The sequence below is a fragment of the Gordonia sp. PvP123 genome (assembly GCF_040547295.1).
Lineage (GTDB): Bacteria > Actinomycetota > Actinomycetes > Mycobacteriales > Mycobacteriaceae > Gordonia > Gordonia terrae.
The window spans coordinates 29,555-42,699 of record NZ_JBEPPN010000014.1 but is presented as its reverse complement, the minus strand read 5'-3'; the positions used below and the strand labels follow the sequence as shown (position 1 = coordinate 42,699).

General features: G+C 69.4%; 14 protein-coding genes and 1 tRNA gene. 6 read left to right on the top strand and 9 right to left on the bottom strand.

What is annotated here, in order from left to right; genetic code table 11:
* Position 1: 1 nt before the first annotated feature.
* Complete coding sequence (locus ABIC25_RS22630) at positions 2-1,840, bottom strand: hypothetical protein (RefSeq protein ID WP_239402887.1); 1,839 nt, start codon at positions 1,838-1,840, stop codon at positions 2-4.
* A 98-nt stretch (positions 1,841-1,938) separates the two neighbouring features.
* Between ABIC25_RS22630 and ABIC25_RS22625 the strand changes: the two genes are divergently transcribed.
* Complete coding sequence (locus ABIC25_RS22625; RefSeq protein ID WP_064571230.1) at positions 1,939-2,298, top strand: chorismate mutase; 360 nt, start codon at positions 1,939-1,941, stop codon at positions 2,296-2,298.
* 101 nt (positions 2,299-2,399) lie between these two features.
* Positions 2,400-4,097 (top strand): glucose-6-phosphate isomerase, encoded by a 1,698-nt coding sequence (gene pgi, locus ABIC25_RS22620; protein WP_064571231.1) that lies wholly within the window; start codon positions 2,400-2,402, stop codon positions 4,095-4,097.
* A 26-nt stretch (positions 4,098-4,123) separates the two neighbouring features.
* On the opposite strand, the gene ABIC25_RS22615 is transcribed toward pgi, so the two are convergent.
* The 4 genes from ABIC25_RS22615 to ABIC25_RS22600 form a co-directional block, all read right to left on the bottom strand.
* Positions 4,124-4,657, bottom strand: coding sequence for a hypothetical protein (locus ABIC25_RS22615; RefSeq protein ID WP_248644914.1), 534 nt, complete (start codon positions 4,655-4,657; stop codon positions 4,124-4,126).
* Positions 4,658-4,677: 20 nt separating this feature from the next.
* Positions 4,678-5,208, bottom strand: a complete 531-nt coding sequence (locus tag ABIC25_RS22610) for a hypothetical protein (RefSeq protein WP_248644913.1) — start codon at positions 5,206-5,208, stop codon at positions 4,678-4,680.
* Positions 5,209-5,288: 80 nt separating this feature from the next.
* Complete coding sequence (locus ABIC25_RS22605; protein WP_004020112.1) at positions 5,289-6,032, bottom strand: SDR family oxidoreductase; 744 nt, start codon at positions 6,030-6,032, stop codon at positions 5,289-5,291.
* A gap of 53 nt (positions 6,033-6,085) precedes the next feature.
* Positions 6,086-6,976 carry a DNA-formamidopyrimidine glycosylase family protein gene (locus ABIC25_RS22600; RefSeq protein ID WP_354563254.1) on the bottom strand — a complete coding sequence of 297 codons (891 nt, stop codon included), beginning with the start codon at positions 6,974-6,976 and terminating at the stop codon, positions 6,086-6,088.
* A gap of 25 nt (positions 6,977-7,001) precedes the next feature.
* Here ABIC25_RS22600 and ABIC25_RS22595 point away from each other — a divergent pair, with 25 nt between their 5' ends.
* Positions 7,002-7,742, top strand: coding sequence for a 3'(2'),5'-bisphosphate nucleotidase CysQ (locus tag ABIC25_RS22595; protein WP_354563253.1), 741 nt, complete (start codon positions 7,002-7,004; stop codon positions 7,740-7,742).
* A 62-nt stretch (positions 7,743-7,804) separates the two neighbouring features.
* Entirely contained in the window at positions 7,805-8,554 is a 750-nt protein-coding gene (locus ABIC25_RS22590) for an ABC transporter permease (RefSeq protein ID WP_064571234.1), read from the top strand.
* Between the two features lie 6 nt (positions 8,555-8,560).
* On the opposite strand, the gene cobF is transcribed toward ABIC25_RS22590, so the two are convergent.
* Genes cobF through ABIC25_RS22575 form a run of 3 tightly spaced genes read right to left on the bottom strand, consistent with a single transcriptional unit; the run spans position 8,561 to position 10,389 of the window.
* A complete protein-coding gene (gene cobF, locus ABIC25_RS22585; protein ID WP_248644909.1) occupies positions 8,561-9,322 on the bottom strand; it encodes a precorrin-6A synthase (deacetylating) in 762 nt (253 codons plus the stop codon).
* A 2-nt stretch (positions 9,323-9,324) separates the two neighbouring features.
* Positions 9,325-10,134, bottom strand: a complete 810-nt coding sequence (locus ABIC25_RS22580) for an SDR family oxidoreductase (RefSeq protein ID WP_101820334.1) — start codon at positions 10,132-10,134, stop codon at positions 9,325-9,327.
* A 30-nt stretch (positions 10,135-10,164) separates the two neighbouring features.
* On the bottom strand, positions 10,165-10,389 hold the full coding sequence (locus ABIC25_RS22575; RefSeq protein ID WP_004020120.1) for a hypothetical protein: 225 nt from the start codon (positions 10,387-10,389) through the stop codon (positions 10,165-10,167).
* A gap of 82 nt (positions 10,390-10,471) precedes the next feature.
* On the opposite strand from ABIC25_RS22575, the gene ABIC25_RS22570 reads away from it, so the two are divergent.
* Positions 10,472-11,434 carry a GlxA family transcriptional regulator gene (locus ABIC25_RS22570; RefSeq protein WP_033203698.1) on the top strand — a complete coding sequence of 321 codons (963 nt, stop codon included), beginning with the start codon at positions 10,472-10,474 and terminating at the stop codon, positions 11,432-11,434.
* Positions 11,435-11,477: 43 nt separating this feature from the next.
* Here ABIC25_RS22570 and ABIC25_RS22565 read toward each other — a convergent pair.
* Positions 11,478-11,553, bottom strand: a tRNA-Arg gene (locus ABIC25_RS22565).
* 259 nt (positions 11,554-11,812) lie between these two features.
* Between ABIC25_RS22565 and ABIC25_RS22560 the strand changes: the two genes are divergently transcribed.
* Complete coding sequence (locus ABIC25_RS22560; protein ID WP_248644907.1) at positions 11,813-13,144, top strand: acyltransferase; 1,332 nt, start codon at positions 11,813-11,815, stop codon at positions 13,142-13,144.
* Position 13,145: the final 1 nt, after the last annotated feature.

Genomic DNA, 13,145 nt, shown 5'->3' with positions numbered 1-13,145 from the left:
CTCAGCCGCCGGCGAAGCGCGCCTCGGCGGCCTCGCCCACCCGACCGGCGCCGGTGTGCAACCGCAGCCCCGGGGTCAGGGGACGTATGTCCACGTGGTCGCCGCCGCCGTCGATCCGGACGTACACCGACCCCAGTCCCGCGCGGACCGGCGCCCGGACCGCTTCCCCGTCCTCGAGGGCGATCTCGATCTCGCCGTCCCGGGTCGCGCAGTAACTCAGCGCGATCGTCCAGGGCCAGGAGAAGAGCGGGCCGTCGAGTCGCAGTCGGGAGGGCCCGTCGACCTCCGGGGTGCGGCAGGTTCCCGAACCCGCGTAGATGATGCGTCGCTGGGTCACGCCGCCGGGCACGAGGTTTCCCGCGGTGTCGAGCACGAACAGCCGGTCGGTGGCCGCCCCGAAGTCGGGCCGGGGATCCACCCGACCGAAGATGCGGCTGATCTGATTGTCGGGGTAGACGAACGGCTGCAAGATCTCCAGCGGCACCGACTGATCGAGCATGGTCAGGCCATCCGGCCCCTGCGCCGCGGCATCGTGCAGCGACGCGGTCGCCGTCTCGAGGTAGTCGCCGGTCGGGTTGTCCCGCCACGACGACGAGAACGAGACCAGCGAGACCAGTGCGGACACCGCGACGAGCGCACCCACGACCGATGCGAAGGCGGGCAAGGCCGACCGCTCCTCGTCGAGCCCGGACTCCGCGTCGGACGTGCGCGCATGCCGCCCGCCCACCTCGGCGTTCCGGGCCGGCGCCGCACACAGCAGGGCCAGCGCGATGCTGAACACCAGCGCGGTGTCCGGGAGGTAGCGCATGTGCTGGGCGAGTTCGATCGCGGTCTGCGGGCTCGACCGATTCCACATCACCGGGATCTGCGCCGCGACCGCGTAGAGGGCCGCGCACGCGACGATCACCGCGCCACCGCGTCTGCGGGCCACCGCCCACCAGGTCACCGCGGCCAGCACCAGCCAGCCGCCGACGATCATCCACATCTGCGGGAAACCCGTCGGGGGGCTCGGTGTCCACCGTTCCCACTCCCACGGTCCGCCGACGAGCGAGGGCACGATCGCGTCGGTCACCGATCGCCAGACCAGACGCGCGGTCTGCGCCACCGAATGGTCACCCGACGTCGGATCGGTGGTGACGAAGTACACGGCAATCCACAGCGCGGCGGTGACGGTCAGCGCGATCCACAACTCCCGGGCCGCCCGCAGCGTCGGCATCGTCGCGCGCACACCGCCGTTCGCGAGGACGGCGGCCACCAGGGCGACCGGCAGGATATACAGCGACTTCTCGAAGAACGCCAGCGCGATCACGAAGACGATGGTCGAGCGAACCCACACCAGCCTGCGCCGCGCGTCGTCGACGTCACCGCAACCGAGGCGCACCGCGTCGGCGACGATCCACGCCATCGCCGCCTGCATGGGCAGGGTGTTGAGGCCCGCGGCCCACCAGGCGAAGGCGGGCACCGTCATCGGACTGAACAGATAGAACGCGAGCGCGACGAGCGCACCGATGCGGGCGCGCGGCGCGATGGTCCGCACCATCCGCCACACCGCCACCGAGGCGATGCCCTGCAGCACGACCAGCATGAGTGCCGGCAGCACCCAGTTCAGCGGCGCCAACCAGGTGGCCACCCCGGCGAGCAGGAAGGCCGCGGGCATGAAGTGGCCGTCGTGACCGTGTCCCAGGTACTCCCAGGACAGGATCGGGTTCGACGACGCGCGCGCGACGAGGACCAGGTCGTCCCAGTAGAAGTTGCCGGTCGCGACGAGCCAGCCCCGGACGATCAGCTGGCCCACGATGAGGGACAGGGCGACGAGGGACACCATCCGCGCATTGGGCATGCGCTCCAGTTTCCATGTGCGCCGAGCGCCGTCGTGGTCGGGTCGGGTGACTCGGCCGCGTGCGGGTCATCGGGGGGCGTCGTGGCAAAATCGGGCGCGTGACCGATCGCAGCCCCAGCCCCGGCGCTCAGGACCCCCGCCCGTCCGGCGGCACGTCCTTCGAGAACTCGATCGACCTCGACAAGTACCAGCTCTCGTCCGAGGTCGGCGACCTGCCCGACGACATCGACCAGCTGCGACTCGAGATCGATCGGCTCGACGCCGTCATCCTCGCCGCGATCAAGCGCAGGTCGGCGGTGTCGAAGAAGATCGGCGCCGCGCGGATGGCCTCCGGCGGACCCCGCCTGGTCCACAGCCGCGAGGTGAAGGTGCTCGAGCGCTTCCAGGACCTCGGCCAGGAGGGGCACACCCTCGCGATGCTGCTGCTGCGCCTGGGGCGTGGACCGCTGGGCCGCTGATCTCTCGGCACCCCGCCGCCCGCGCGGTGATCCGGTGACGTGCTCTCGCCGCGTGTGACGACCGTCGCGGCCCGGCCGCCGAGCACATAGGGTTAGGGGTCATGAGCACCCAGGCCCCTGGCAGCGACTTCACCGGCACCGACCACGGCGACATCACCGCGACGCAGTCCTGGCAGGCGCTCGCGGCTCATCAGCCGCACGTGTATGCCATGCATCTGCGTGAGGTGTTCGCGATCGATCCCGCGCGCGGCACCGAGCTGACCGTCGACGTCGGGGATCTGCACATCGACTACTCCAAGCACCGGGTGCTGCGCGAGACCCTCGAACTGCTGATGAGCCTGGCCCGCGAGATCGGTCTCGAGGAGATCCGCGACGACATGTTCGCCGGAACCCACATCAACACCTCCGAGGACCGCGCGGTCCTGCACACCGCCCTGCGGCTGCCCGCCGACGCGACACTGACCGTCGACGGCCAGGACGTCGTCGCCGACGTCCACGAGGTCCTGACCCGGATGGGCGAGTTCACCGACCGCCTCCGCAGCGGAGAGTGGAAGGGACACACCGGCAAACCCATCACCGATGTGGTCAACATCGGCATCGGCGGTTCCGACCTGGGACCGGTCATGGTCTACCAGGCGCTGCGCCACTACGTCGACGCCGGAATCCGCTGTCACTTCGTCTCCAACGTCGACCCCGCCGACATGGTCGGCACACTCGCCGACCTCGACGCCGAGACGACACTGTTCATCATCGCCTCGAAGACCTTCACCACCCTCGAGACGCTCACCAACGCCGCCGCCGCACGCACCTGGCTCCTGCAGGCGCTCGGCGCCGACTCCGACGCCGTGGCAAAGCATTTCGTCGCCGTCAGCACCAACGCCGCCGAAGTCGCCGAGTTCGGCATCGACACCGACAACATGTTCGGCTTCTGGGACTGGGTCGGCGGCCGCTACTCGGTGGACTCCGCGATCGGACTGTCGGTGATGGCCGCGATCGGCAAGGAACGCTTCGCCGAGTTCCTCGACGGCTTCCACCAGGTCGACGAGCACTTCCGCACCCAGCCCCTCGAGCGCAACGCGCCGGTGATCCTCGGCCTGATCGGCCTCTGGTACAACAACTTCTGGGACGTCGGCGTTCGTGCGGTACTGCCCTACAGCAACGACATGGCCCGCTTCGCCGCCTACCTGCAGCAGCTGACGATGGAGTCCAACGGCAAGTCGGTCACCGCCGGCGGCCACCACGTCACCACCGACACCGGTGAGATCTTCTGGGGCGAACCGGGAACCAACGGTCAGCACGCCTTCTACCAACTGCTGCACCAGGGCACCCGGATGGTGCCCGCGGACTTCATCGGCTTCGCCGAACCCACCGACGACCTACCGACCTCCGCCGACGGGACGGGCTCCATGCACGACCTGTTGATGAGCAACTTCTTCGCCCAGACCAAGGTGCTCGCCTTCGGCAAGACCGCCGACGAGATCGCCGCCGAGGGCGTACCCGCACACGTCGTGGCCCACAAGGTGATGCCGGGCAACCGACCCACCACCTCGATCCTCGCCCCCCAGCTCACCCCGTCGGTGATCGGCCAGCTCGTGGCGCTCTACGAACACCAGGTCTTCGTCGAAGGCGCCATCTGGGGCATCAACCCCTTCGACCAGTGGGGCGTCGAACTGGGCAAGACCCAGGCCAAGGAACTGCTCGGCACCCTCGTCCAACCCGAAGCACCTGACACCCACGACGATTCGTCGACCGACGCCCTCGTGACCTGGTACCGGCAACGCCGCGGCCGCGCGGTCTGAGGGGTTTCGACAAGCTCAACCGGCGGTTAGGTCCAGTACTCCTCGTCGAAGACCTCGTCGGGGATCTCGTCCCCGGGTTCGACGCCGAGGGACTGGATGCGGCCCATGATCGCGGCCGCGGTGGCCACGTAGGTGACGAGATCTGTTGGCTCCACGTCACGTTCGGCGGGATCGCCGCCGAGGAACTCGTACAGGGTGGGCGGCACGCAGGCGCCCATGTCCAGCGCGCGGGTGCCGGTCGCCGCCCGCCAGGCATCGAAGCTCGCGACGTCCACGGCCTCGGCGACATCGCCGGTGCGGATCGCCTCGGCCACCTCGTCGACGGTGGCCAGCTCGCCCGAGGTCCCGCTCGACGGATCGAAGCCCAGAACCGTGTCGACGGAGGTCGTCTCGTCGTCGGTGAGGGTGAAATAGACGATGCCCCGCCAGTCGGAGCCCATGGCCGCGATGTCCGTGCGGTCGAAGATCTCGCCGAGCAGTTCGCCGACCTGCTCCCGTTGCCGGGCGCCGAACGCCTGAAACGCGCCCGACGCCACCACTTGTCCCTGCTTGTTCGCCACGACGGCCACCTTACGCAGGGTCAGTCGTCGAGACCGAGGACGACCACGCGCCCCGACGCCGGAGACAGGTAGACCCGCGCCTGCCACTGCGCCGACGAGAAGGCCCGGTCGAGTTCCGGGCTGCCGAGCAGCTCGCCCGGCGGGACGAACTCGCGCAACTCGTTCACCGGCGACAGGGGCTCCGGCACCGGTTTCGCCTCGTACTCCGCCGCCCACCGCGCGACCTGATCGGCGCCGGCGTTCATCACCGCGTCGAACCAGTAGGTGCTCGGCCCGGGTACGCGACCCGTCGCGCTCGTCCCGAGAGTGCCTGCCGCCCAGCCGTCGACGGTCGCGTCGGCCAGCGCCGGGAACCGCGCCGCCACCGGCTCGATGTCGCGGCGCGGGCCGGTCGTCAGCGTCTTCGTCGGCTGCGACGTCGATGAGGGGTGCACCGACGAGGATGCCGGGACCCGGCCGGCCGGTGCCGACGGCACGCAACCGAGCAGCCCGGCACAACCGACCACGGCGGCGACTACGACCCACCAGGACCGCCACCGGTTGCGCGTCATTCCGCCACGCTAGTCCCCTCCGGCCATGTGCACGATGAAAGGTCCACTGCGTGAATGAGTTCCGCTCGAGGCGGAAACGCTCAGACCAGTCGGCGGCTGACCGACGCCGGCAGGAACTTCAGCGCCGCGGCGATCGGCGTCCACGGCCACGCGGGTACGGGCGCCCACCCCTTCTCCGCCTCGATCGCCTTGACCAGCGCATCGACGCCCTTGTCCGTCTCGACCATCAGGGAGGTCTTCACGCCCCGGTTGATGTCGGTTTCGATGTAGCCCGGCGCGACCACCGACACCGTGATCGGCGACGAGGCGAACTCGGCTTGGAGCCCCTGCCCCAGCGCCGTCAGCCCGGCTTTCGACGCCGAGTACGCGGCCTGCGCCTTCGGCATGCCGCGGACACCCGAGATCGAGCTGACGAGCACCAGATGGCCGGCGTTCTGCGCCCGGAAGATCTCCAGTGCCGCCTCGGCCTGGGCGAGCGCGCCGACCAGATTGGTCTGCACCGTCTCGATGTTCGCCGCGGCCTTGCCGGTACCGAGGGGCGCCCCCTTGCCGAGTCCGGCGTTGACGATGACCCGGTCGAGACCGCCAAGCCCGTCGGCCAGTCTCCCGAAGACCTCGGGAACGGCCTCGACGTCGGTGACGTCGAGCGCCGCGACCTCGACACGTTCGGCGGACGGCCGGAGCTCATCGGCCAGCGCCTCCAGTTTGTCGCGTCGGCGGGCCGCGAGCGCGAGCGAACGCCCTTGCGCGGCGAAGCGCCGGGCCATGCCCTCCCCCAGCCCCGAACTGGCCCCCGTGATGAGAATTCTCTGTCGTGTCGTCACGACCGCCAGGCTACCGGCCGGTAAGTTCCGGGTTCTCCGCCCGGCCGCGACGGCTACTTCAGCAATCGCGACATCCGCCGATCGGCGAGCACCTTCCCGCCCGTCTGGCATGTGGCGCAGTACTGGAAGGACCGGTCGGCGAAAGACACCTCGCGGACGATGTCCCCGCACACCGGGCACGGCAGGCCGGTGCGGGCGTGTACGCGCAGGCCGGTGCGCTTCTCGGACTTCAGCCGCGCGACGGCCTGGCCTTCCAGGCGACCCGTCGCGTCGGTGAGCACGCCGCGCATGGCGTCGTAGAGAGTGGCGACCTGGTCGGGCTTCAGCGTTTTCGACGAGGCGAACGGCGACAGACGTGCGGTGTGCAGGATCTCGTCGGAGTACGCATTGCCGATCCCGGCGATGGTGTGCTGGTCGGTGAGCACGTTCTTGATCCGGCCGGTCGTCCCGGCGAGGATCTCCGCGAATTCCTCGGCCGTCAGTTCGAGCGCATCGGGTCCAAGGCCCGCGATGCGGTCGACCTCGGTGAGTTCGCGGACCAGCCACACGGCGAGCCGCTTCTGCGTGCCGGCCTCGGTGACGTCGAATCCCTCACCGGGTAGTCCACAATGCACGCGCAGGGCGATCGGACTCTTGCCGCCCGGCCGCAGGGGTTTGGGCGACAGGTCCTCGCTCCACCGCACCCAGCCCGCGCGCGACAGGTGGATGACCAGCTGCAACAACGGCTCTGACGCGGTGGCCGCCGAACCGGGAACGGTCCGGATGACCAGGTACTTCCCCACACGTCCGACGGATTCGACGATCCGGTCCATCAGCGCCGTGTAGGGCGGATCGGCCGTCTTCAGCACCGACAGCGACGCGACGTCGACCCGACGGATCGGGAGTCCGGCCGCTCGACCGTCGACGTAGTCGGCGATGGCGGCCACCTCTGGGAGCTCAGGCATGCCACCAGTGTGCTCTAGTTGTGGGATGAACTCCCGACTTTCCGACGCCGACCTGGCCGCCCGGATCGCACAGGGAGCCGGCGAAGTACTTCTCGGAATCCGGTCCGGTGACCTGCTGGGCGGCGCGATGCTCGGCGATGTGGGCGATGCGCTTGCGCAGGCCTGGATCTCGACGGTGCTGCGCAAACACCGGCCACGCGACGCGGTGCTGTCCGAGGAGGCCGCCGACGTCGGCGACCGGGCCACCGCCGCTCGGGTGTGGATCATCGATCCGCTCGACGGCACAAGGGAATTCGCCGCCGGTTCGGCGGACTGGGCCGTGCACGTCGCCCTGACCGAGGGCGGGATCGTCACCGAGGCGTCGGTGTCGCTGCCCGCGACGGGTGAACTGTTTCGGTCCGACACGGTCGAGCGACCCGCCGGTGAACTGACCCGCCGCCTGGTCACCTCCCGATGGGGCGGTTCCTACGAGACCAGTCATGTGGCGAACCGTCTGGGTCTGCAGATGGTGCCGGTCGGCTCGGCGGGGGCGAAGGCGATGGCCGTCGTCCGCGGGGATGCCGACGCCTACGTCCACGCCGGCGGTCAGTACGAGTGGGACAACGCCGCGCCGGTGGGGGTCGCGCTGGCGGCGGGCCTGCACTGCAGTCGACTCGACGGTTCGGAGATCGTGTACAACAACCGGCATCCGTACATGCCGGACTTCGTCATCTGCCGCAGCGAGATCCGCGAGGAGATGCTCGCCGCGCTGCAGCAGATCTGGTGAATCGGTGCGGGATGAGCCACGTTCCGCTGCCGGCGTGTGCCCGGCCCTGGTGAACTGGATCGGTGAACGGAATCGGCGACGCGGTGGTGCGCATCGGCCCCGCCCTGGTGGTGGTCATCGTGCTGCTGGCCGGCGTCGCGGTGATGGTGAACCGCCGAAGCGGGTTGGCTCGGGAGACCGTCGTCGCCACGCTGCGTGCCGCCGTACAACTGGCTGCGCTGGCCGCCGTGCTCGCCGCGGTCGTCCCGCACCTCTGGGCCTCGGCGCTGTTCGTCGCGGCGATGGCCTCGGCGGCCGCGTGGACCTCCGCCCGACGTGTCCGTCCCGCGCGTCCCCGACTCGCCGACGTCATCTGGTGCGCCGGGCCGGTCGCCGCGCCGACGATCGTGATCGTGACCGCCCTCGTCGTGGCCGGGGTGCTCCCCGGTCGCGGTATCGCCGTGATCCCCACCGCCGGGATCATGCTCGGCGGCGCCATGGTGACCGCCTCGCTCGCCGGTCGACGGGCACACGACGAGCTGCGCGTGCGTCGGGGTGAGGTGGAGGCCGCACTGTCGCTGGGCTTCGAGCGGCGAGACGCGCGGATGGAGATCGCCGGCCCGGCGTCGGCCACCGCCCTGATACCCGGCCTCGATCAGACGCGGTCGGTCGGCCTCGTCACCATCCCCGGCGCATTCGTCGGGATGGTCCTCGGCGGCGCCTCGGTGTGGGCGGCCGCGGCCATGCAGCTGTTCGTGCTGATCGCCCTGCTGGCGGTGAGTTCCATCGCCATGGTCGTCACCGTGGAACTGGTTGCGCGGGAACACCTGTGACGACGACTACCGACTCGTCTTCCGTAGTAGATAGATGTCCATGATCCAGCCGATCCGGTCCCGGGCCGCGGCGCGCGCTTCGACGATCCGGTCCGTGACCTCGCCGACCCGGCCGCTGATCAGGATCTCGTCGTCGGTGCCGACATAGGCACCCCACCAGATGTGATCGTCCGGGTCGGCGGTGTGCCGGAAGGCGAGGTCGGCGTCGAGCATCACGACCTGGTTGGCGTCGGCGCCCACGGGCGTGTCCGCCAGGCGCCGGCCGGTCGTCGTGTGGATCGGTTCACCGACGCGGTTGGCGACGATGCCGTGCGCCGCGGTGAGCGCGCTCGCGCTGGTCACGCCGGGGATGACCTCCACGACGAGTTCGAGGTCGTCGCGGGCCGCGAGATCGTCGACGATGCGCAGCGTGCTGTCGTAGAGTGCGGGGTCGCCCCAGACCAGGAAGGCGGCCACACCGCCGTCACCGACCTCGTCGCGTAGCGCGGCGGCGATCAGATCGGCGCGCGCAGCATGCCAGCGGCGGACCTCGGCGTCGTAGTCCTCCGGTTCGCGATCGCGCGGTGGGTCGGGGATCTCCACCAGCGAATGACCCTGCCGCGCATGCTCGGCGAGGATCGCGCGGCGGGCGTCGAGCAGACCGCTCTTGGCGGTACCCTTCTCGAGTGCGAGGAAGGCGTCGACGTCGGCCATCGCGTCGATGGCCTGCAGCGTGATCTGACGCGGGCCCCCGGGTCCGATCCCGATGACGCGCAGTGTGATTCGCACGGTCAGATCGTCACCTTGGGGAGTCCGTGCTTGCGGGCGGTCATATCCAGGATGAGCTGCCTCGGCGCGAGGCGTCGGAGGAGGAAGACCAGGCCCGCCTGATTGCCCTTGGCATAGAAGGGCTTCGGATGGTCGGCGAGAGCGGCGTCGACGATCTGGGTGGCCATGCTCTCCGCGGTGATTCCCGCGTCCTCGTTGCGACGCGTCGCGGCGGCGAGCGTCTCGTACTCGGCGCGGTACGGCGAGTCGTCGCCGATGTGGATGCTCCGGCGATCACCGATCCCGGTCGCGATCGTGCCCGGCTCGACGCTGATCATCCGGATACCGTACGGCGCCAGCTCGCGTCGGGACGCGAGCGCGAACGCCTTCAGCGCCGACTTGGTCGCGGCATAGTTGGACCGGAAGGCAACCGGGAAGCTGGACAACATCGACCCCACCATCACGACCGTGCCGCGACGCCGCAGACGCATCCCGGGCAACACCGCCTTGGTCAGCGCGATGGGTCCGAAGACGTTGACCCGGAACAGATCTTCGACGGCGGACATCGACGTGTCCTCGAGCGCACCGGCCTGGGACTCGCCGGCGTTGTTGATCAGGATGTCGACCTCGCCGACGAGGGCCGCGCACGATTCGGCGGAGGCGTAGTCGGCGTTGTCGAGCCGGACATAGGTGACGCCCGGCAGCGGGTTGCGCACGGAGTCGGGGTTGCGGGTGGTGCCGTACACCCGGTGCCCCCGCGCGACGAACTGACGGGCGACCTCGGCGCCGATGCCACTGGTCGCGCCGGTCACGAGGACGGTCTGTGAAGTCACGACCGCAACGGTAGCGCAGCGGACCGGGCGTCAGATGAGCTTGTCGTACCGGCGGGTGAGGATGCTGAGTTCCGCCGCGACCCGCTCGGTGTCGGGGCCATAGGGCCGCCGCGGATTCCGCGTGAACCAGTCGGAGATCCGCTGGCCCGGCGTCCGCTGTCCGGCGGGGGTACGACGCGCGGCGAGAGCCAGCACTCCGGTCGCGCAGGCGACCGAGACGACGACGACAAGGGCGAGAACGAAGAGGAGTGTCATGGCAGTAATCATTCGCCCACGGCTTTCCCGCCAACAGTGGCAGCAAAGCCATTGTTCGCAAATTATCTGCCATACTGGTGCGGTGTTGAAATCCGTCGGCGTCCTCCTCTACGGACGCGTCGCGCTGTTCGAGTTCGGGGTCGTCCACGAGGTGTTCGGCCTGGACCGCACCGACGACGGGGTCCCGGCCTTCGACTTTCGCGTCGCGTCCCCCGAACCGGGATCCTCGCTCGGGGTGGGCAACGGGGTCTCGCTGCAGGTGTCACACACCCTGCCGGAGTGCCGGGACGTCGATCTCGTGGTGATCCCCGGCGGAAGCATCAGCGGCGACTACCCCGACGAGATCCTGGACACCATCGGTGCGGTCGTCGACAACGGCGGACGCGTCCTCACCGTCTGCTCGGGCGCGTTCGTCGCCGGTGCCGCCGGACTCCTCGACGGTCGCCGGTGCACCACCCACTGGCGGTACGGCGACGATCTGGCGCGCATGTTCCCCCAGGCGCAGGTCGACACCGATGTCCTCTTCGTCGACGACGGCCCCATCACCACGAGCGCCGGCACTGCCGCCGGGATCGACGCGTCACTGCATCTCGTCCGCGAGTCCTGGGGGCCGGCGGTCGCCAACCGGATCGCGCGACGGATGGTCGTGCCACCGCATCGCGACGGCGGCCAACGCCAGTTCGTCGAGGCGCCGATGCCGGCGTGCGCCGACGAGGGATTCGGCGCGTTGCTCGCCTGGATGACCGCGAACCTCGACCGCGACATCAGCATCGACGACATGGCGACCCGTATGCACATGTCGGGGCGGACCTTTGCGCGACGGTTCGTCGACGAGGTCGGGATCTCGCCTCGTCGCTGGCTGACCGAGCAGCGCGTGCTCTCGGCGAAGAACCTGTTGGAATCGACCACCGCGAGCGTCGACGAGGTGGCGCGGCGGGTCGGCTTCACGTCGGCCACGCTGCTGCGCCATCACTTCGCCGCGAGTGTCGGCGTCTCGCCGCTCGTCTACCGTCGGCGGTTCGCGAAATCCGGCGCCGATGCATAGCCCGAGACCGCTCAGCGGATGGACCTGCCGTCCGAAACCGGTGTGGTGCCCTCGGCAGGATTCGAACCTGCGACCTACCCTTTAGGAGAGGGTTGCTCTATCCCCTGAGCTACGAAGGCGGGGTTGTCGATGCCGTGGCCGCGGTTCCGCGGCACGGCCATCCGGCAGTCTACGTCAGCGCCTCACCCGGGCAGCACCCTCTCCGCCAACGCTCCCGAGCGCATCCTCGCTATAGTCGGGGCATCGCTCGAAACGGACATTTCCGGCTGTGATTGTCGCCACTCGGAACACCCCGGCGTTGAGGTTGCTGCCAGCTTGTGTCCGTACACTGCCTACCGCATACGTTCTACCGTTTCACCCGGGGAGGTCTTTTCGTTGGTGCACGCGGCATCAGGATCGGCGCGCACCGCCGACGACGACGAGACCACGGCCACCACCGCCGAGTCGCCGGACTCCGCCGCATCACCACGTCCTGCCGGTTCGGCACCTCGCCCGCCTGCGACCAAGCCGCGCGGACGCGCCCACACCGCCGATTTCATTCGCGTTGTGCTGTTCACCTTCGTGGTCGTCGCCCACAGCGTCAATGCCATCAACGGCGGGGTCGACGAGATCCGCGGCGCGAATCTGGTCGGCACCCTGTGCCATCTGACACGCTACGGCTTCGTCGCGGTCACGCTGTACGTCCTGGTGCTGAGCATGCAGGGCCGGGAGATGTCGCCGTGGCAGTTCTGGCGGCGTCGTTTCGGACTGGTCGTCGGCCCCTACCTCGCCTGGACGCTGATCTACACGATCACCGACCACCTCATCCTGGCCGACAACCCCTTCCCGCCCGTCGGCGAGATGCTGCCCCGGCTTGCGCACGACCTGCTCGTGGGCGAGGGCAAGTACCAGCTGTACTTCCTGTTGATCTCGATGCAGATCTACCTGTTCTTCCCGCTGATCGCATGGGTCTTCGAACGCGGCCGCACCCGCCCGTGGCTGTTGCTCGCCGGCGGGACCGCGATCCAGCTCCTGGTGTTCGTCGTCTACCAGTACCTCCCCCGACCCTCCGGTCACGCATGGGACGTCGCGTACCAGCATCTGTGGAAGACGCTCCCGATGTACGCGCTCTTCGTCGCGATGGGTGTCCTGGCCGCGCAGCACCGCGAGGCCGTCGACCGTTGGCTGCGCGACCACATGGCCACGGTCGTCCTGGTGGCGGCCGGTTGCGCCGCGTTCACCATCGCCGGCTACCTGCTGGCGACCTCACCGGGCAATGTGCCGTGGAAGGCCAACACGGCCTGGAACCCGGTGTCGCTGCCCTGGTTCGTCGGCGGCTTCGTCCTGCTCTGGCTGATCGGTCTCGTCTGGGATGACCGACGCGCCGCCGGCCGCCCGGCCGGCGGAAAGCTGGTGTCGCAGGCCACGCTCCGCGCGTTCGGGGTTTTCGCGGTCCACCCGCTGATCCTCGACATCCTGGGTCGCGTGGGATTCCTCAGCGGGCTCTTCGACTGGTTCCCGCACTCGGCGGTCCTGCGCTCGATCATCTTGATCGCCTTGGTGCTGGCGGCATCGCTGGTACTCGTCGACCTCCTCTTGCGTCTGCCGTTCAGCAAATGGCTGACCGCCCGACCCCGCATCCCCCTGTTCCCGAAGCGGAACAAGAAGGAGCAGGACCGGGCGGTGGAAGTCGGCGAGTCGGCGGGGGCTGCGCAGGTGTCCGCCGACTAGG